General features: G+C 68.2%; 18 protein-coding genes. 9 read left to right on the forward strand and 9 right to left on the reverse strand.

Annotated elements, in window-relative coordinates:
• The first annotated feature begins 82 nt into the window (after positions 1-82).
• The gene (gene gltX, locus C1931_RS06290) at positions 83-1486 is read left to right on the forward strand and encodes a glutamate--tRNA ligase (protein WP_108755745.1); all 1404 of its coding nucleotides are present in this window, start codon (positions 83-85) and stop codon (positions 1484-1486) included.
• 34 nt (positions 1487-1520) lie between these two features.
• Positions 1521-2012 (forward strand): Fur family transcriptional regulator, encoded by a 492-nt coding sequence (locus C1931_RS06295; RefSeq protein WP_108749015.1) that lies wholly within the window; start codon positions 1521-1523, stop codon positions 2010-2012.
• A gap of 111 nt (positions 2013-2123) precedes the next feature.
• Here the strand turns inward: C1931_RS06295 and C1931_RS06300 are convergent, their stop codons facing one another.
• The 5 genes from C1931_RS06300 to C1931_RS06320 form a co-directional block, all read right to left on the reverse strand.
• Entirely contained in the window at positions 2124-2789 is a 666-nt protein-coding gene (locus tag C1931_RS06300) for a hypothetical protein (protein WP_108755746.1), read from the reverse strand.
• A gap of 119 nt (positions 2790-2908) precedes the next feature.
• Complete coding sequence (locus tag C1931_RS06305) at positions 2909-4105, reverse strand: HlyD family secretion protein (RefSeq protein WP_108757674.1); 1197 nt, start codon at positions 4103-4105, stop codon at positions 2909-2911.
• A gap of 10 nt (positions 4106-4115) precedes the next feature.
• Positions 4116-5786 (reverse strand): MFS transporter, encoded by a 1671-nt coding sequence (locus tag C1931_RS06310; protein WP_108755747.1) that lies wholly within the window; start codon positions 5784-5786, stop codon positions 4116-4118.
• A complete protein-coding gene (locus C1931_RS06315) occupies positions 5786-6352 on the reverse strand; it encodes a TetR/AcrR family transcriptional regulator (RefSeq protein WP_108752554.1) in 567 nt (188 codons plus the stop codon). Before C1931_RS06315 ends, C1931_RS06310 begins: the two co-directional genes overlap by 1 nt.
• Positions 6353-6578: 226 nt before the next feature.
• Complete coding sequence (locus C1931_RS06320) at positions 6579-8783, reverse strand: TonB-dependent receptor (protein WP_108755748.1); 2205 nt, start codon at positions 8781-8783, stop codon at positions 6579-6581.
• Positions 8784-8916: 133 nt separating this feature from the next.
• Here C1931_RS06320 and C1931_RS06325 point away from each other — a divergent pair, with 133 nt between their 5' ends.
• Together C1931_RS06325 and C1931_RS06330 are read left to right on the forward strand one after the other, a co-directional pair.
• Entirely contained in the window at positions 8917-9330 is a 414-nt protein-coding gene (locus C1931_RS06325; protein WP_108749021.1) for a MerC domain-containing protein, read from the forward strand.
• A 110-nt stretch (positions 9331-9440) separates the two neighbouring features.
• A complete protein-coding gene (locus C1931_RS06330; RefSeq protein ID WP_108749022.1) occupies positions 9441-9620 on the forward strand; it encodes a 30S ribosomal protein THX in 180 nt (59 codons plus the stop codon).
• A gap of 151 nt (positions 9621-9771) precedes the next feature.
• Here C1931_RS06330 and C1931_RS06335 read toward each other — a convergent pair whose 3' ends face one another.
• The 3 genes from C1931_RS06335 to C1931_RS06345 form a co-directional block, all read right to left on the reverse strand.
• Entirely contained in the window at positions 9772-11016 is a 1245-nt protein-coding gene (locus C1931_RS06335) for an ectonucleotide pyrophosphatase/phosphodiesterase (protein WP_108755749.1), read from the reverse strand.
• 219 nt (positions 11017-11235) lie between these two features.
• The gene (locus tag C1931_RS06340; RefSeq protein WP_108755750.1) at positions 11236-11727 is read right to left on the reverse strand and encodes a methylated-DNA--[protein]-cysteine S-methyltransferase; all 492 of its coding nucleotides are present in this window, start codon (positions 11725-11727) and stop codon (positions 11236-11238) included.
• A complete protein-coding gene (locus C1931_RS06345) occupies positions 11724-13202 on the reverse strand; it encodes an AlkA N-terminal domain-containing protein (protein ID WP_108755751.1) in 1479 nt (492 codons plus the stop codon). Before C1931_RS06345 ends, C1931_RS06340 begins: the two co-directional genes overlap by 4 nt.
• A 547-nt stretch (positions 13203-13749) precedes the next feature.
• On the opposite strand from C1931_RS06345, the gene C1931_RS06350 reads away from it, so the two are divergent.
• The 4 genes from C1931_RS06350 to ubiM all read left to right on the forward strand — a co-directional run bounded on the left by C1931_RS06350 (position 13750) and on the right by ubiM (position 17202).
• Positions 13750-14913: a hypothetical protein gene (locus tag C1931_RS06350; protein WP_108755752.1), complete on the forward strand. Its 1164-nt coding sequence runs from the start codon at positions 13750-13752 to the stop codon at positions 14911-14913.
• A 58-nt stretch (positions 14914-14971) separates the two neighbouring features.
• On the forward strand, positions 14972-15517 hold the full coding sequence (locus C1931_RS06355; protein ID WP_108755753.1) for a DUF4019 domain-containing protein: 546 nt from the start codon (positions 14972-14974) through the stop codon (positions 15515-15517).
• Positions 15518-15529: 12 nt separating this feature from the next.
• Complete coding sequence (locus C1931_RS06360; RefSeq protein ID WP_108749028.1) at positions 15530-15919, forward strand: MAPEG family protein; 390 nt, start codon at positions 15530-15532, stop codon at positions 15917-15919.
• 104 nt (positions 15920-16023) lie between these two features.
• A complete protein-coding gene (gene ubiM / locus C1931_RS06365; RefSeq protein ID WP_108755754.1) occupies positions 16024-17202 on the forward strand; it encodes a 5-demethoxyubiquinol-8 5-hydroxylase UbiM in 1179 nt (392 codons plus the stop codon).
• 20 nt (positions 17203-17222) lie between these two features.
• Here the strand turns inward: ubiM and C1931_RS06370 are convergent, their stop codons facing one another.
• On the reverse strand, positions 17223-17444 hold the full coding sequence (locus C1931_RS06370; protein WP_108752563.1) for an RNA-binding S4 domain-containing protein: 222 nt from the start codon (positions 17442-17444) through the stop codon (positions 17223-17225).
• A gap of 258 nt (positions 17445-17702) precedes the next feature.
• On the opposite strand from C1931_RS06370, the gene C1931_RS06375 reads away from it, so the two are divergent.
• Positions 17703-19628 (forward strand): DEAD/DEAH box helicase, encoded by a 1926-nt coding sequence (locus C1931_RS06375; RefSeq protein WP_108757675.1) that lies wholly within the window; start codon positions 17703-17705, stop codon positions 19626-19628.
• The last annotated feature ends 33 nt before the right edge of the window (positions 19629-19661 follow it).

Below are 19661 nucleotides of genomic sequence, written 5' to 3' on the forward strand. Positions count from 1 at the left end.
GGAGGGGCCGGACGCGTCCGCCTCTCCTTGCCCTTGCGGGGCTGGTGGTAAAATCGGCGGATTCCCGTTCCCCGAGCGCCCCATGATCTGCCGCACCCGCTTCGCCCCCAGCCCCACCGGTTACCTGCACATCGGCGGTGCCCGCACCGCGCTGTACTGCTGGCTGGAGGCCCGCCACCGCGGCGGCGAGTTCGTGCTGCGCATCGAAGACACCGACCGTGAACGCAGCACCCAGGGCGCGATCGACGCGATCCTGGAGGCGATGGACTGGCTGGGCCTGGACTACGACGTCGGCCCGATCTACCAGACCGACCGCGTGGCCCGTTACCTGGAAGTGGCCGAACAGCTGGTGGCCGACGGCAAGGCGTACTACGCCTACGAAACCCGCGAAGAGCTGGACGCGATGCGCGAGGCCGCCATGGCCAAGCAGGAAAAGCCGCGCTACAACGGCGCCGCGCGTGACCTGGGCCTGCCGCGCAAGGACGACCCGAACCGCGTCATCCGCTTCAAGAACCCGCTCGACGGCACGGTGGTGTTCGACGACCTGATCAAGGGCCGCATCGAGATCGCCAACAGCGAGCTGGATGACATGGTCATCTTCCGCCCGGACGGCTACCCCACCTACAACTTCGCGGTGGTGGTGGACGACTGGGACATGGGCATCAGCGAGGTCATCCGCGGCGACGACCACATCAACAACACCCCGCGCCAGATCAATCTGTACGAAGGCATCGGCGCGCCGGTGCCGAAGTTCGGCCACATGCCGATGATCCTGGACGAGCAGGGCGCCAAGCTGTCCAAGCGCACCGGTGCGGCCGACGTGATGCAGTACAAGGACGCCGGCTACCTGCCCGACGCCCTGCTGAGCTACCTGGCCCGCCTGGGCTGGTCGCATGGCGACCAGGAACTGTTCAGCCGCCAGGAGCTGATCGACCTGTTTGACGTGGCCAACTGCAATTCCAAGGCCTCGCGCCTGGACATGGCCAAGCTGGGCTGGGTCAACCAGCACTTCCTGAAGACCGAAGAACCGGCCAGCATCGTGCCGCACCTGGTCTACCAGCTGGAAAAGCTGGGCCTGGACGTGGCCGCCGGCCCGGCCCCGGTGGACGTGGTGATTGCCCTGCGCGAGCGCGTGCAGACCCTGAAGGAAATGGCCGAGAAGGCCGTGGTCTGGTACCAGCCGCTGACCGAGTACGACGAGGCGGCCGTGGCCAAGCACTTCAAGGCCGGCGCCGAACTGCCGCTGGGCAAGGCCCGCGAGCTGCTGGCCGCGCTGCCGGAATGGACCGCCGAGGCCGTGGGCGTGGCCCTGCACGATGCCGCCGCCGCGCTGGAAATCGGCATGGGCAAGGTCGCCCAGCCGCTGCGCGTGGCCATCACCGGCACCCAGGTCAGCCCTGACATTTCCCATACCGTGTACCTGGCCGGCCGCGAGCAGGCCTTGAAACGCATCGATGTGGCCATTACCAAGGTAGCAACGGCCTGAGCCCTGCGGCCCAGCCCCGAACCGGAGAACGCGCATGCCCGCCAAACCTGCTTCTGCCTGTACCGCCCCGCACCACCACGTCCACGACGCATCGGATTTCGTGGCGGTGGTCGAGCGTGTCTCGCGCGAGCGCGGGCTGCGCCTGACCCCGATCCGCGCCAACGTGCTGAAGCTGATTGCCGAGGCCGGCAAGCCGGTGAAGGCCTACGAGCTGCTGGAATGGGTGCGCAGCGGCAAGGGCGTGGGCGCCGACGCCCCGCCCACCGTGTACCGAGCGCTGGATTTCCTGATGGCCAATGGCTTCGTGCACAAGCTGGAATCGGTGAACGCCTTCGTGGCCTGCCACCATCCCAGCAGCGCGGCGCACTCGGTGCCCTTCCTGATCTGCAACAGCTGCCACAGCGCGGTGGAACTGGAAGACCGCGAAATCGTCACCCAGCTGGAAAAGCGCGCCAAGGAGCTGGGCTTCCAGCCGCAGGCGCAGACCCTGGAAGTGCACGGCCTCTGCGCGCGCTGCGCGGGCTGACAGGCCTGCATCCTGGGGTCAGAGCCCTTTTGCCAAGGCAAAAGGGCTCTGACCCCGCATGAGGTTTGGGGTCGGATCCCTTTGCCACAGGCAAAGGGCTCTGACCCCTTCTCACAAACGCTGCCGCAACCGCTTGAGCGCCACCTTGCGCGCAGCAATCAATTCCGCATCCTCCACTACCAGCGTTTGCACCCACTGCAGCGCCTCATGCGCGGCCGCACCGCGCACGGCACACAGCGCCAGGCTGCGGCCCTGCGTGGTCGGCGCCTGTTCCCATACACGCTGGACCAGGTGCAGCAGCGCCAGTTGAGTGGCGATTGGCATCACAACAGCCTTGTCGAAGGACAGCAGCAAATTCAGCGCGGCCAGCGCGCGCGACGGCGCCGACAGTGGATCGTCATGGCTGAAATCGGCCTGTTCGCAGAAAGCCAGCAGCGCCGCCACGGACGCCTCGCTGCGCACATCCTGCAGCACCCCGATCGCATAGGTGGCCAGGCGCGGGCTGTCCAGCAGTGGCTGCAGCCCCGCCACGCCACGATGGCCGAACGCCGCACAGGCCCGCGCCCACGGCGCCATCGGTGCGAAGTGCGTGCCGTCGGGGTTGTACTGCACGTCCTCGCGCCAGCCGTGCAGCGCGCACAGGCGCTCGATCTCGGTCGCGCCCTCGGCACCGTGCTCGAGCACGAAGCGGATCAGATCCTCCACCTCCACGCTGCCACCATGTTGCAGCGGCGCCGGTCCCTTGGCTGCCTTCCGGGCCAGTGCGTTGAATTTCATTGCTTTCGATTGTTCCAGGGGTAAGGCAGGCGAGCAGGGTGGAGTCGATCAGGTAGAGTCGACTGTCAGTCGACTGGCGCGACAATCCCGGAGCAAAAGCAGTCGACTGACAGTCGACTCTACCGTGCCGGTGCCGGTGCCGGTGCTGGATCAGGCTCGGCGGCGGTATTCACCCGCGCGATCACCGACATGCCCGGGCGCAGCCGCGCGGCCAGTTCCTGGTCGGGGTCGATCGAAATGCGAATCGGCAACCGCTGCACCACCTTGGTGAAGTTGCCGCTGGCGTTGTCCGGGCGCAGCACGCTGAATTCCGAACCGGTGGCCGGCGCGATCTGTTCCACATGGCCGTGCAGCACCTGGCCCTGGAAGGCATCCACGGTGAACGTGACCGGCTGGCCGATGCGCATCTGCCAGGTCTGGCCTTCCTTGTAGTTGGCCACCACCCACAGCGTGTCGGGCACCAGGAACAGCAGCTGCGAACCGGCCGCCACGTACTGGCCCACGCGCACGCTGGCCTCGCTGATCTGGCCATCGCGCGGGGCATGGATGACTGTGTTGGCCAGGTCGATGCGCGCCAGTTCCAGTTGCGCCTGCGCACTCTCGACCTGCGCTTCCAGACCCTTGCGCGCCACCTGGGTGGATACCAGGGTTTCCTCGGCAATGCGGATCTGTGCCTGCGACTGCTGCACGCTGGCCTGCGCCGAGGCCTGGGTGGTGCGGAATTTGTCGCGGTCGTTGATCGACACCAGCTGCTGCGCGGCCAGCTCCTCGTAGCGCTTCAGCTCATTGCGCGAGCGCTGCAGTTCCGATTGCCCGGCGGCCAGGGTGGCACGCGCCGAGCCGATCTGCGCACGGTTCTGCGCCTGCGACTGGTCCGAATTGGCCAGTGCGGCACGCGCACTGGCCAGCGTCGCCTCGGCCTGCGCCACCTTCTGCGCGTAGATGCGATCATCGATGCGCAGCAGCGGCTCGCCCTGTTTCACGTGCTGGAAGTCCTTCACCAGCACCTCGGTCACATAGCCGTTCACCTGCGGCGCCAGCACGGTGATCTGCCCACGCACATAGGCGTCGTCGGTCACCATCACGCTGCTGGTGAACGGCCACAGGTGCCACGCACGCAGGATCAGCGCGATGCCCAGCAGCGCCACCACGATCATCACCACCACGCTGCGCGCGCTGGGCCGCAGGTACTTCGGCGCGGCGGGCGCGGCAGGTGCCGCCGGTGCTTCCGGTGCCGACGCGGCATCGGTAGGTGGCGGCGGGGTCACGTTGTCGGCGCTGTCAGCGTCGTCGGGGCGGGGCGGAACGGGAGACATGGCAGGGTACTCAGGGCGGCGCTGCGGCAGCCGCAGCGGTGGCAACGGGGTGGCGCTTGCGCCATTGCTTCAGCACGGCGGTGCGCAGCGACAACAGCAGCAGCCAGGCCAGGAAGCCGATGGCCAGCCAGCCACTGAGGGTGAACACATCGTTGAAGCCGCGCACATTGGCTTCGCGGCGCGTGGTCTGCGCCAGCTGTGCGCTGCCCTGGGCGCTGCGCAGCACCGGGTCGGTGATCTGCGCCGCATACACCTGCTGCTGGATGCGCAGGCGCTGCGCCACCACCGGATCGGCGGGATCGAGCTGACTGGTCAGCGCGCTGGAATACAGTTGTTCGCGGTGCAGCTGGAAAGTGCCCAGCACAGCCGAACCGGCCAGGCCGCCCAGGGTCTGGGTGATCGACAGGGTGACCAGGAAGGTGATCATGTGGTCCACACCCTGCTTCAGCGCAGCGGAAATGCCGAGCATGATCAGCGGGCCCATGAACATGCCCGCGCCCACCGAGGCCAGGAACTGGCTGACGTAGAAATCGTGCGGGCGGTCCAGGCTGGTGCGGTGCTGGTCCAGCACCGCGGCCGTGCCCAGCAGCAGGATGGCCATCAGCAGCTGCGGAATCAGCCGCTTCGGCCCGAAGGTCAGCGAGGCTCCGGCGATGCCGGTGATCACCCCGGCCAGGATCACGCCGAACAGCGGCCGCATCTGGTCAGGGCCCATGCCCAGCGTGCGCATCAGGCTCACCACACCGTAGGACTGTTCGGTGGTGAGGAAGCGGATCAGGAACGCGCCGACGATGAAGTGCAGCACCGGCAGGGTGGACAGCCAACGGATCTGCAGCAGCGGGTTGCGCCGATAGTGCTCAATCACCAGTGCGGTGGTGGTCAGCGCGATCGACGCCACCAGCGCCCAGCCCAGCCACGCGGTGTCCAGCCACCAGCGCGTGTAACCCTGCGCCAGCACCACCACCAGCAGCGCCACGGCCGGCGCCAGCAGGGCGAAGGTGAGGAAATCCAGCGGTTCGAAGGCCTTGATCTGCACGCCCGGCGGCAGCTTCAGCAGCACCACCGCTGCGAATGCGCACAGCGCCAGGCCGGCTTCGAACGAGTACAGCTGGTGCCACTGGCCGGTATCGACCAGGGTGGGCGAAACGATCCAGGCGATCGGCACCGCCAGCTGTGACAGACCCACGCCGACCACCAGCAGGTTGCCGGTGAAGCGGCGGGGCAGGGCCTGCAGCATGTAGAGCGTGCCCAGGGTGGAACAGGCGGCGCCGGCGAAACCACTGGCGGCGCGGGTGAGCAGGGTGGTCTCAAAGCTGCCCACGAACAGATGCAGCACCGCCAGCGCCGCATACAGGCCCAGGCCGATTTCGGCGAACAGGCGGATGCCGTACTGCTGGCGGAACTTGAAGGCCAGCAGGTTGGCGGTCACGTTCACCATGGCGTAGGCGGCCACCAGCCAACTGCCCTGGGTGGGGGTGAGCGCCAGCTGGCCCTGCAGGAACGGCAGGTTGGCGGTCACCAGCGCATTGCCCAGGCCACCGGTGATCGCCACCAGCAGCGACACCAGCGCGTAGGCCGCCCGCCGCTGCGGCGGGTGCCAGGGCATCGAGGCCGAGCCGGGCATGGTCGGCTTTTCGTGCTCCTCCCAATCCGGAATCGGTTTGAGATACGGCTGCACCATCAGCGGTCTCCGCTGGCTGCTCCCTGAAGGCCCCCGCGCAGCAGCTGCAGGGCGCGCCCGGCCAACTGCGCGCGCTCTTCGCGGGTCTTGCCGCGCAGGGCTGCGCCCAGCATGCCCGAGATCAGTGAAATATCCGTCTTCTCCAGATCCGGGCGGCACAGGCCGGCGGCCTTGGCGCGCGCGATCGGTGCTTCCAGCAGATCGCGCACGGTCTCGCGCGCGATGCGCATGGCCGCCACGTCCGAATCCACCGCGCGCCAGTAGTCGGCCAGCGCCGGAGAATCGATGATGCGCTGGGCCATGCCTTCGAACACTTCGAACAGGGCGTCGTCGCGGTCGCCCAGCTGTTCCACCTGGCGGCGGATGCGGTCCACCGTGCGCTGCAGCAGGGCCTGGATCAGGGCGGTGCGGTCGGGGAAGTTGCGGTACAGGGTGGCGCGGCCCACCTGGGCGCGCTCGACCACCAGGTCCAGCGGCGCGGTTACGCCGTGTTGGCCGAACACATGGTCGGCGGCATCGAGGATCAGGGCCCGGCGGGCGGCAGCATCAGCGCGTTGTGCGGTCATGGCTTCATTTTCGGACAATAGTGTCCGGTTGGCGAGACGTTCAGTGACGGGATTGTCCGTTTGTTGCTCTACGCACATCTTTGTGAGGATGGCGTGAAGGAGTGCGCGCCATCGAAAAGGGGCCCGAAGGCCCCTTGGATGCTTGCTGTGTTGGAGCGGGGTCAGAGCCCTTTCCTGCGGAAAGGGATCCGACCCCAGTAGATCCACGCCATGCGTGGATGGCCGGTCAGAAGTACGCGCGAATACCGAACGCGACACCACGGCCCGGCAGCGGCGAGTAATCCCGCAGCAGCGAGGTGTGCGGGCGCACTTCGCGGTTGGTCAGGTTGTTGCCGTCCAGGAACACCTCGTAGCTGTTGCTGTCGTTGCGGTCCCAGCGGTAGGCGAAGTGCGCATCGACCAGGGTGTAGCCGTCGCTCGGTTCCTCGTTCTGCGCCACGTCCTTCTGCCGGCTGTAGCGCACCGCGCCCACCGACGCACGCCACCCATCCTTGGCCCAGCGCAGGTCCGCGCCTACGCGTGCCGGGGCGATGCGCGGCAGGTAACCGGTGTTGGCCAGTTCCACGCTGTAGTTGTGGTTGTGGTCGCCGTGCGGCACCGCCAGCGCCAGGTTGCGGCTGCCGCTGCCGTCCAGCTTGGCCTGCACGTAATCACCGAACACGCGCAGGTCCCAATCGCCGGCGCCGCCCTCGAACAGATGCACCAGTGCTTCGGCTTCGGCGCCCTTGAACACCGCGTCCTGCTGGGTCCAGGCACGCACCGGCAGGCTTTCGGTCACGCCGGTGTCGGCCAGGTAGATGAAGTCCTTGAACCTGGTCTGGTAGATGGCGGCAGAGAAGTCCAGGCGCTCGCTGTGGGTGTGGATGCCCAGCTCCACGCGCTGGCCGCGCTCGGTCTTCAGGTTGGCATCGCCGATTTCCAGCGAACGGGTGGCGATGTGCGCGCCGGCCGCATACAGCTCTTCATTGGTCGGTGCACGCTCGGAACTGTCCACGCCGATGCGCAGGTCCACCGCATCGTTGAGCTTCCAGATGCCGGCCGCGGACAGGTTGGTGGCATCGAACGAGCGGCGGCGGTAGTCACCGGTCGGGTCCAGCTTCACCTGGTCGTGGCGGCCACCCACTTCCAGCTTGAACGGGCCGAACTGCTTTTCCTGCAGCACGAACAGGCCGACGTTCTTCGTGTTGGTGTCCGGCACGAAGGCCTCTTCGCCACGGGCGCCGAAATCACTGTTGCCGAACTGCAGGCCGAAGGCGCCGTCCCAGCCACCGATCTGCTGCTGCACCGCTTCCAGGCGGGTCTCAATGCCACGGTTGGTGAAACGGGTGGACGGCGTGCCGGCTTCCAGCTCCACGTGTTCGTAATCGGTGTAGGCCACGCGCGCGTTGACGTTCTTCAGGAACGACACCGGGTTGTAGATGCCCGCCTTGGTTTCAAAGCGGTTCTGCACCATGTCGATGCGCACGTCATGCTCGTCACCTTCTTCCTCTTCGCCATGGTCGTGGTCGTGATCATGGTCGTGGTCATCGCCCTCGGCATGCACGTGGGCGCCGTTGGGAATGCCGTAGTTGGTGCGGTAGGTGCTGGCCGACACGCCGAAGTAGCCGCCTTCGCCCAGCCAGGTCGCGCCCACGCCGCCGGCGCGGGTACGGATGGAGCTGTTGTCCAGACGGCCGCGGCGCGGCTCTTCGCCTTCTTCGCCGGCGTGGTCATGGTCATGGTCGTCGTGGTGCTCTTCCAGGCTGTCGATCACCGCATAGCCGGGAATGCGGTAGTCATCGCCGTTGCGCACCAGGCCGTCGACATGCAGCACCACGTTGCCGCTCACGCCGTCCAGGCGGAACATGCCGCTGCGTTCGTCGTTGACCGAGTTGCCACGCAGTTCGGCGCGGCCGCTCAGCGGGCGGTCCGGCAGGTCACGCGCGATGCGGCCATCGACCACGTTCACTGCGCCGCCGATCGCGCCGCTGCCGAACAGCAGGGTGGCCGGGCCCTTCAGCACTTCGATCTGGTCGGCCAGGAACGGTTCGATGCTGGTGGCATGGTCGGCGCTGACGGTGGAGGCATCCATGTTGCCCATGCCGTTGGACAGCACGGCCACGCGCGGGCCTTCCTGGCCGCGGATGATCGGGCGGCCGACGCCGGGCCCGAAGAAGGTGCTCTGCACGCCGGGCAGCTTGGCCACGGTGTCGCCCAGGGTGCCGGCCTTCTGTTCGTCCAGGCGTTCGCCGGTCAGCACGTCCACCGGGCGCGCCAGCGACTCGGCATCACCCTGCAGCGGCGAGGCAGTGACCTGCACCGATGACAGCTCGGTCAGGTGGCGGTCACGTTGGCCAGCATCGTCGCCGGCGGCGAACGCAGCCGACGGCAGCAGGGCGGCGAGGGCCAGGGCCAGGGAATGCGGCTTCAACCGCGGGAAATGGGCAGACATCGGCAAGTCCTTTGTTACTTTGTATCAATCGGGTGGCGCACGTATCCCGTCGAAGGACAGGGGGAGGAAACCGTGCGGGGCAGGAGTGAATGTTATATTATTCCATAACGATTCGCCGACCCTGCTGGAAGTCATGTCCCTGTCCTCCTCGTTCCGCCGCCTGCTCGATCGCTTCGGTGCCACCGGTTCGATGCTGTGCGCCGTGCACTGCGCGGTCATTCCGGTGCTGCTTGCGATCGCGCCTTCGCTGGGCCTGTCGTTCTGGCTGAGCGACGGGGTGGAGATGGCGCTGGTGGTGTTCGTGACGCTGCTGGGGCTGTTCAGCCTGGTCATGGGCTACCGCCGGCATGGCGCGCTGCGCGCGCTGGGCTTCCTGATTCCCGGCCTGGTGGCGCTGTGGGCGGGCGTGCTGTACGACCCGCTGCACCACAATGCGGTGCCGCATGCAGTGGTGATGACCGTCGGCGGCCTGCTGGTTGGCGTGGCGCACCTGGTGAACCTGCGCCTGAACCACGGCCACGTCCACGACGCCAGCTGCGCGCACTAGGCGCGTCGTGATAGGCTTTCTGATCGTGCGCGGGGGCGCCCAGCAAGGCGGCCCCGCCGAACCCGTGTCAGTACGGGGTAACCAGATTTCACACTTGAGGAGTTGAAGACATGGGTAAGGGTGACCGCAAGACCGCCAAGGGCAAGCGCTACAACGCCAGCTACGGCAACGCCCGTTCGCACACCGCGAGCAAGGTCGCTGTAGGCGCCGCCGCCCCGGTTGCCAAGAAGACCGTGGCCAAGGCTCCGGCCAAGAAGGCTGTGGCGAAGAAGGCAGCTGCCAAGGCCTGATCCGGCCGGCGGTTGCTTGAAGAAAACGCGGCGCCTGGCGCCGCGTTTTTTTTGTGCCCGGTGTTGCTGCCGCTGCGCTCGCCGGGCATGGCCCGGCGCTACCCAGGGTGGGAACGGTAGCGCCGGGCCATGCCCGGCGGATGCTGCGCCGTCAGCGCAGCGCTTTCTTCAACGTCTCGGCATCGCCGTCGTTCGGCGCCGCCGGCACCTGCAGCAGATGCGCCAGCAGCGGGTACACATCCACGTTGTCGAACCCGTCGATCAGCAGGCCCTGCTGGAACGACGGGCCGCGCGCCACGAACACCGCGCGCATGGAGGGCAGGGCATTGTCGTAGCCATGCGAGCCGCGGTCCTGGTGGTCGCGCTTGGCGATACGCTCGGCGCGCAGCGCATCCCAGCCTTCATCCATCTGGCAGACGATGGCCGGAACGCGCGGGTGGCTGCCGTAATGCCAGCGCGGCGGCAGCGCCTCCTTCTTCCAGCATTCGTAATGCGCGTGGCGGCCCAGCAGGGCCTGCTCGGCCTGCGTCTCGCGGCCGGCCACCGGCTCGAAGCCCACCGACTGGCCCTGGCTGACGTTGCGCGCCAGCGACGGATCGACCATCGCTTCGGTGGCGATCACCTGGCCTTCCGGCACCGACGCCATGCCGTGGTCAGAGACCACCACCACGTTGGTCGATGCGGCCAGCCCCTGTGCATCAAGGCCATCAAGCACCTGGCCGATCACCTGGTCGGCCAGCACGATCGCATCGGCATACTGCTGTGAATCCGGACCATGGTTGTGCCCGGCCTTGTCCACGTTTTCCATGTACAGCGTGGTCAGCCGCGGCGCATCGGCATCGGTCTGTGCCAGCCAGTCCAGCACGGTCTGCGCGCGCTGCTGCAGCGGCTCTTTGCTGTCGTACACCTGCCAGCGGCTGGGCCGGGTGCCGTCGATCTCGGCCTCGCTGCCGGGCCAGGAAGTGGTGGCGGTGCGCACGCCCACTTTTTCCGCGCCGACCCAGATCGGTTCGCCGCCCCACCAGTAGCTGTTGGTCACCGCCTCGCGGTCGCCCAGGCTGAAGCGCCCCAGCGCGGGGTCTTCCATGCTGTTGTTGACGATGCCGTGGTGGTCCGGGCGCAGGCCGGTGACCAGGGTGTAGTGGTTGGGGAAGGTCAGCGACGGGTACGAGGGGGTCATCCAGCGGGCGCGCACGCCGCCATCGATGATGCGCTGCAGGTTCGGCGTAAGCCCACGATCCAGCGCATCGGCGCGCAGGCCGTCGATGGAAATCAGCAACAGCTTCGGTGGCGGCGCGTCGGCGCGCGCAACCGGCGCGGACGAAGAGGGCGTGGTCGTGCAGGCGGCCAGGGGCAGCAGCAGCGCCAGCGAACAGGTCAGGCGTACGGAAGTCATCGCGACATGATAAGCGGCGGCAATGACGTGCCCAAGACACGGCGTGCTGTCGCACGCCGTGTCCGCGGCATGAACGTCATCCACGCACGGCGTGGATCTACCGGCCAGCGGGGTCGGATCCGTTTCCCACGGGGAAACGGCTCTGACCCCAGCGGAGGACGCTTGATGCGGCCACAGCGTGTCGACCAAGGTCGACACCTACCAACAGCCAACCAACCCTTACACAAACAACGGTGCCTGCCGCTGCTCCAGCCGCAGCAGGGCTGCCTTGGTTTCCAGGCCGCCGCCGAAGCCGGTCAGCGTGCCATTGCTGCCGATTACGCGGTGGCAGGGCAGCACGATCGGCAATGGATTGCGCCCGTTGGCCGCGCCCACCGCACGGGTGGCCGTGGGCTGCCCCAGGTGCTGGGCCAGCTGCAGGTAGCTCCAGGTCTGGCCGAACGGAATGACCGCCAGCGCCTGCCACACACGCAGCTGGAACGGCGTGCCACGCGGCTCCAGCAGCAGATCGAAGCGGCTGCGTTCGCCGTGCAGGTACTGCAGCAACTGTTCGCGTGCCTGCGGCAACGCACCCGGCGCGTACTGCCAGTCGCCGCGCCCGCGTGCCGGGTGCCGGTTTTCCGGGAACAGCACATGGGACAGGCCATGTTCGTTGCCGGCGATGGTCAGCTCGCCGATCGGGCTGTCGAAACGATCGAACAACAGGGTCATGTCGGTTCTCCAACAAAGGTGCCGGACAGGTGCCACAGGTGCAGCACGGCATAGGCGCGCCACGGTCGCCACGCCTGCGAGCGGGCCTCGGTGGCGCGTTCGCTCAGGCGCTGGCCCTGCGCATGGCCGAGCACCTGCTGCAGCACCAGGTCGCCGGCGGGGAACGCATCGGGTTGGCCCAGCCCACGCAGGGCGATGTACTGCGCCGTCCATGGCCCGATGCCGGGCAGGGCAACGCAGCGTGCAACGAATTCGTCCAAGGCCTGGCCTGGCCCGAAATCCAACGCACCGCTGGCGCAGGCCGCGGCCAGCGCACGCACCGTGGCTGCGCGCGTGCGTGGCAGGCCGATTGATTCCAGCGGCGCGTCGGCCAGCACCTGTGGCAGCGGGAACTGGCGGTCGAATGCCGGCGGCATGCCCGGCAGGTGGGCGCCCCAGGCATCGACCAGCCGGCGCGCGAAGGTGGTCGCTGCGGCCACGCTGACCTGCTGGCCCAGTACCGCGCGCACGGCCACCTCGAAGCCATCCCAGCCGCCGGGTACGCGCAGTCCGGGGCGTTCGGCGATGCCGCGGGCGAACAGCGGTTCTTCGGCCAGTGCGGCATGCACCTGCTGCAGGTCGGCGTCCAGATCGAACACCCGGCGCACCCGGCGCACGATGTCCGGGATCAGGCGGGGATCGACCGCGCCCATCTGCAGGCGCAGTTCGGGGCGCTTGGGATCGGCGGTTACCCGCAGCAGGGTGGGGCGTTCGGGCGTGCCCAGCACGCGCTGGTAGCTGTCATCGTCGATCAGTTCGATGCCGGGCAGGCTGCGCTTGCGCAGGAAGGCCAGCATGCGCGGGAAATCCAGCGGCGGCCGGTAGCCCAGGCGCAGTACCAGACCATCGTCGGCTGCGACCAGCGGGGCATGCTGGCGGCGCAGCGCGGTGGGCGGCATGCCGCAGCCCTGCAGGAAAGCGGTATTGAAGCGGCGCAGGCTGTTGTAGCCGGCGGCCAGGGCGACGTCGGTCACCGGCAGCGCGGTTTCGGTCAGCAGTTGCTTGGCCAGCAGCAGGCGATGGGTGGCGTGGATCTGCGCGGGCGTGGCGCCCAGGTGTTCGACGAACAGGCGTTGCAGCTGGCGTGCGCTCAGGCCCAGGCGGTGGCCCAGTTCGGCCATGGACTGTTCCTGCAGGAAACCATTGTGGATCAGGGCCAGGGCGCGCTGCACGGTCTGCCCGGCCAGGGCCTGCTGCGCCTGCGGCGCGAGTTCGGGGCGGCAGCGCAGGCAGGGCCGGTAGCCAGCAGCGGCAGCCGCGGCGGCCGTGCGGTAGTAGCTGATGTTGCGCGGCTTCGGCGGCGGCGCCGGACACACTGGGCGGCAATAGATACCGGTGCTGCGCACGGCGGTAAAGAACACGCCGTCGAAGCGCGCATCGCGGGCCAGGCGGGCGCGGTCGCAGGCGGCGGTGTCGAGGGCGGGGGAGCTGTCCATGGCACCAGTCTAGGCTGCGGTGGGGGACGATACTCGCCATTTTCGGACATGGATGCTGAAGGGGGTACGGCAGGGCTGCGCCCTGCACCCGCTGAACCAACGTCGACGTCAACGTCAAGAGCGGGCTATCCGTGGGATGGCGGGGTGGGTCCGGTTGCGGGGGACGCCGTAAATCCGTCCATGGAGGCTTGGCCGCGGCTTCCATGCCGCGGACACCCCCGCAACCGGACCCACCCCGCCTTTGACAGATTGCTGCGATCTGTAGGGACGGCACGGGGTCGGATCCCGTTGCGCAGCAACGGGCTCTGACCCCGGATGGATTTCCGTGTCGGACAGATTCATCCACGCATGGCGTGGATCTACCCGATCACGGTTGCGCCAGTAGATCCACGCCACGCGTGGATGCGGTTCCCATTACCCGGTCGGTAGATCCACGCCATGCGTGGATGCGGTTCCCAGGGTCACCATGGGTTCAGTGGCGCACGCTGAATGCGCGGCGTTGGCGGGTAGACTGTGGCTCTCGCTTCCCTCGAATACCGGTTGCCCGATGTCTTTCCGATTCCGCTGGTTGCCCCTGTTGTGCCTGGCCCTTGCCGGCTGCAAGCAACTGGAAAATCCCGGCAACGTGACCGCGGCCGACAAGGCGGCGCGGGCGCCGGCCAGCGATGGCGAGAACATGGTGTCGATCAATGCCGCCGATGCACCGCTGCCGCCGGCACCGCCGCGCAGTCGGGCGGACCGGCCGTGGGCGGCGGCGCAACTGGAAAACGGCAACGCCTGGATCAGCTGCAGCACTGATTACGCCGGTGAGGGTGGCGATGGCGTGGCGCTGAAAGGGCTGGGGCGCGATCAGATCCAGCAGGCGCTGGCGCCGTGCGCCGAGCGTGGGCTGCTGCGCGTGCGTTACGCCGGCAAGATCAATCCCGGTTTCGCCGAACTGGTCTGGCGCCTGGCCGTGGTGGCCGACGCGCTGAAGATCCACAAGCGCATCCTCGATCTGGATTCCAGTGGCGGCCAAGTGGAATCGGCCATCGTGGCCGGCGACAGCATCGGTGAATCGGGCTGGACGATCTGGGTGCGCGAAGGGTCGATCTGCCACAGCGCCTGTGTGTTCGTGCTTGCCGCGGGCGACAACCGCCTGCTGTCGGGCAAGGTCGGCATCCACCGCATGATGCGCATCAGTTCCAAGGCGACCTCGCGCGCGGAACTCAACCGCGAACTGCACGAGGTCTATGACAACGTGAAGGATTACCTGCAGCGCAACGGCGTTGCCGTGGGCGTGGCCGATCTGATGATGACCGTGCCCAACCGCAGCCTGCGCCTGCTCACTCCCGAGGAGCTGCGCCAGTTCGGCCTGGATGGCACCAACGCGGTGCAGGACGATCTGGAGCGGATCAAGCAGATGCGCACCTGCGGCGATGATTTCGTGCAGCGCAAGGATGCCTTCCTGGTCGCCTTCGACCAGCAGTGCAAGCGCGAGGGCGTGGACATGGAATCGATCAACAGCTGCGGGCAGGCGCTGAAGGAGCGCTTCGGCTTCCCCGATCCGGTGTGCCCGGAAGAAAGTCCGTTGTCCGAGATCGACGTGGCCACCCTGCCGCCGGCGCCGCCCGAGCCGCCGGTGGCCGAGCAGCCGCCGGCCGCGGGTAGCGGCGGCGCACCCGCCGAGGCCGAGGCCGCTGCAGTGGAAGCCAGCAGTACGACGCGCTGACGAGCCGATCACCGCGCTGGCGTAGACTGCGGTTCCATTCATTGAACCGGCGGTGGCCATGAAGCGCGCGTTCCTGTTGCTGTCCCTGTTGCCCCTGGCCGCACTGGCGCAGGCACCTGCGCCGGCCACGCCCGCACCGGCACCGGCGCGCCCGGCACCGGCCACGCCGGCCGCCGCCAAGCCCGCCACCGCGGCCGCGCCGACGCTGACCCCGGCCCAGCAGGCCCAGGTGCAGAAGCAGGACGCAGAAATGACCGCCGCTGCGCTGAAAGCCGCGCAGCTGGTCGATGGCAATCGCGCCGGTGAACTGTGGGACGGTGCTTCGGTCGTGGCGCGCCGCGCCGTTCCCAAGGCTGCTTTCGTCAGCCAGCTCACCGCCGACCGCACCCGCCTGGGCGCCCTGGCCGGGCGTGGCCAGCCCAGCGTGACCCGGGTGAAGTACGGCCCCGGCGCGGCCGTGCCGGAAGGGCTGTACATCAACGTCAGCTTCCCCACCCGCTTTGCCAGCAGCGCCCAGCCGGTGCGCGAACTGGTGTCGTTCCGTTTCGGCGAGGACCAGACCTGGCGCCTGGCCGGCTACAGCCTGCGCGCTTCCGCTCCCTGACGGAGATCGAACATGGCGACCGAACTGACGATGCTGGCCTGGGCAATGCTGCTCGGCTTCGTGCATATCTTTGCCGCCACCGGTGCGGCCACCCGCGAGCGCGGCCTGAAGTGGAATGCTTCGGCACGCGACGGCCAGAACGCGCCGCTGGGTGCGCTGGCGGCACGGCTGGCGCGGGCCCAGGCCAATTTCTTCGAAACCTTCCCGTTCTTCGCCGCCGCCGCCATTGCGGTGGTGCTGTCCGGGCGCAGCAGCGAGCACACGGTGCTGGCCGCGCAGGTCTACTTCTGGGCCCGCGTGGTGTACCTGCCGCTGTACGCCAGCGGTGTGCCGTATGTGCGCAGCCTGGTCTGGGTGGTGTCGATCGTGGCGGTGCTGTCGCTGGTGCTGGCCCTGCTGTAAGCCCGGTAGAGGGCAGGCGCCGGCTGCTGCGCTGATCCAGATCAAGGTCCTTAACGTGCCCAGCGCTAAGCTGGTAGCGAACGGACAAGGGTCAGGAGACAGGCATGCGTGGAATGGACGTGGTGGTGGTGGGCGCCGGGCCGGCCGGCCTGTGCTTTGCGCGCGCGCTGGCCGGCAGCGGCCTGCAGGTCGGGCTGGTGGAAGCGCAGCCACGCCAGGCGCTGGCGGCGGCCGCCTTCGACGGTCGCGAGATCGCACTCACCCATGCCTCGCGCCAGACGCTGGAACAGCTGGGCCTGTGGCAACAGCTGCCGGCCAGCGAAATTGCCGAACTGCGCGATGCCAAGGTGCTCAATGGCGGCTCGCCGTTCGCGCTTACCTTCGCCAGTGAACGCACGGCCGACCAGCCGCTGGGCTGGCTGGTGCCCAATCACCTGATCCGGCGGGCGGCCTGGCAGGGCGTGCAGGACCAGGCGGGCCTGCACCTGCTCGACGGGCGCAAGCTGCAGTCGCTGCGTGCCGATGCACAGGGCCACGTGGTCACCCTGGATGACGGCAGCCAACTGCACGCGCGCCTGCTGGTGGCCGCCGACAGCCGTTTTTCCGCCACCCGCCGCCTGCTGGGCATCGGCGCGCAGATGCGCGACTTCGGTAAATCGATGCTGGTGTGCCGCATGCAGGTCGAGCGCGACCATCGCCACACCGCCTGGGAATGGTTCGGCTACGGCCGTACCCTGGCCCTGCTGCCGCTCAACGAAGGGCAGGCATCAGCGGTGGTCACCCTGCCGCCGCGGCAGATCGAGCAGCTGCTGGCGATGGACGAGGTGGCCTTCGGCCAGGCCATTACCGGGTTCTTCGAGCACCGCCTGGGGCAGATGCAGCCGGTGGCCACGCCGCAGGCCTATCCGCTGGTCGGTGTCTACGCGCACCGTTTCGTCGGCAGCCGCTGTGCGCTGATCGGCGATGCCGCCGTGGGCATGCACCCGGTCACCGCCCACGGTTTCAACCTGGGCCTGGCCAGTGCGCAGCGCCTGGCGCAGGGCATCCTGAAACAGCAGCGACGCGGGGCGGACATCGGCGCCGACGGCATGCTGGCCCGCTACGAGCGCGGCCACCGGCTGGCCTCGCGGCCGCTGTACGAGGCCACCAACGCCATCGCCAGCCTGTATACCGACGACCGTGCGCCGGCCCGCCTGCTGCGCGCGGCCGGGTTGCGGCTGGCGCAGGGCGTGGCACCGTTCCGCAAGGTGATTGCCTCGCACCTGACCCAGCGCGTGGCCTGACCCTGCCTTGCCCGGTCGGGTCAGCCGGCCGCCAGCACGCGGATCTGGCTGTCGTTGAATTCCACCACCTGGCCTGCGCGGATCTTGCAGGCCTTGCGCAGCTCGACCTGGCCGTCCACCAGCACCTGGCCGTCGCCGATCACCATCTTGGCCTCGCCGCCGCTGGTGACCAGGTCGGCCAGCTTCAGCAACTGCTTCAGTTCGACGTACTCGCCGTCGAGATCGAATTCGAGAATCTGCATGGAACGCGGTTTCCTGGTGGGGGCGGGCCGGGGCCGGCCGCGCGGGTCGCGTATTGTGCGCCAGTGCGGGCGGCCATGGATGCGAATGGTTTCCTGTACGCGCCGTTCAGGCACGGTGCGGTATCATTCCGCTCTGAGCGAGTGAATCTCCCTCCGAACGAGCAGCGCCAGGGCACGCGATAAGAAGGGCGCCCAAAGCGCGGACCATCCCTTTTTTATCGCACTGCCATGCAGATGGCCGTGCCTTTGGAGTTTTCCATGTCCCAAGATTCCCAAGCGCCGCTGCAGTTCTCGCAGCTCGGCCTGTCCGAGCCTGTCATGCAGGCGGTCAGCGCCATCGGCTACGAAACCCCCTCGCCGATCCAGGCCGCCACCATTCCGGCCATGCTGGAAGGCCGCGACGTGCTGGGCCAGGCCCAGACCGGTACCGGCAAGACCGCGGCCTTCGCGCTGCCGGTGCTGTCCAACATCGATCTGCAGCAGACCAAGCCGCAGGCCCTGATCCTGGCGCCGACCCGCGAGCTGGCCATCCAGGTGGCCGAAGCGTTCCAGTCGTATTCCTCGAAGATCCCCGGTTTCCGCGTGCTGCCGGTGTACGGCGGCCAGCCCTACGGCCAGCAGCTGTCGGCCCTGCGCCGCGGCGTGCACATCGTGGTCGGTACCCCCGGCCGCGTGATCGACCACCTGGACCGCAGCACCCTGGACCTGTCCGAGCTGAAGACCCTGGTGCTGGACGAAGCCGATGAAATGCTGCGCATGGGCTTCATCGACGACGTCGAAGCGGTGCTGAAGAAGCTGCCGGAGCAGCGCCAGGTGGCCCTGTTCTCGGCCACCATGCCGCCGCAGATCCGCCGCATCGCGCAGACCTACCTGCAGGACCCGGTGGAAGTGACCATCGCGGCCAAGACCACCACCTCGGCCAACATCCGCCAGCGTTACTGGTGGGTAAGCGGCATGCACAAGCTGGACGCGCTGACCCGCATCCTGGAAGTCGAGCCGTTCGACGCGATGATCATCTTCGCGCGCACCAAGGCCGGCACCGAAGAACTGGCCAGCAAGCTGCAGGCCCGTGGCCTGGCCGCTGCCGCCATCAACGGTGACATGCAGCAGGCCCAGCGTGAGCGCACCATTGCCATGCTGAAGGAAGGCAAGCTGGACATCCTGGTGGCCACCGACGTGGCGGCCCGCGGCCTGGACGTGGAGCGCATCAGCCACGTGCTGAACTACGACATCCCGTACGACACCGAAAGCTACGTGCACCGCATCGGCCGTACCGGCCGTGCCGGCCGCAGCGGCGAGGCGATCCTGTTCGCCACCCCGCGCGAGAAGGGCATGCTGCGCCAGATCGAGCGCGCCACCCGCCAGCCGATCGAAGAAATGCAGCTGCCGAGCGTGGAAGCTGTCAACGATACCCGCATCAACAAGTTCACCTCGCGCATCAGCGAAACCCTGAGCGCCGGCGGTCTGGATTTCTACCGCCAGCTGCTGGAGCGTTTCGAGACCGAGCAGAACGTGCCGGCCATCGAAGTGGCTGCCGCCCTGGCCAAGATGCTGCAGGGCGATACCCCGTTCCTGCTGCAGCCGCCGGTGCGTGCGCCGCGTGAAGAACGCGCGCCGCGCGAGCGTTTCGACCGTGGCGACCGCCCGGAACGCGGTGACCGCTTCGACCGCAACGAACGCGGCCCGCGCTTCGAACGTGGCCCGCGCCGCGAAGAGGGCGAGGGTGGTTTCGAACAGCGCCCGCGCCGTGAAGTGCCGCCGCGTGGTGCACCGGACCAGGGCATGGAGACCTACCGCATTTCGGTGGGCCACCAGCACGGCGTGAAGCCGGCCAACATCGTCGGCGCCATCGCCAACGAAGCGGGCCTGGAAAGCCGTTACATCGGCCGTATCGACATCCACGACGATTTCTCGCTGCTGGACCTGCCGGCGCAGATGCCGCAGGACGTGCTCAGCCACCTGCAGAAGGTGTGGGTGTCGGGCCAGCAGCTGCAGATGCGTCCGCTGGCGGCCGGTGAAGAGATCAACCCGGCTCCGCGTCCGTTCAAGCCGCGCTTCGACAAGCGCGGTCCGGGCGGTCCGGGTGGCCCGCGCCGCGGTGGCCCGGGTGGCCCCGGCGGTGACCGTGAAGGTCGCCCGCCGCGCCGTGATGGCTTCAAGCCGCGCGGTCCGCGCAGCTTCTAAGCACCACGCCTGAAGGGGCGGTGGTCGATCGGG

The sequence above is a fragment of the Stenotrophomonas sp. YAU14A_MKIMI4_1 genome, assembly GCF_003086855.1.
In the GTDB taxonomy this organism is placed as follows: Bacteria; Pseudomonadota; Gammaproteobacteria; order Xanthomonadales; family Xanthomonadaceae; genus Stenotrophomonas.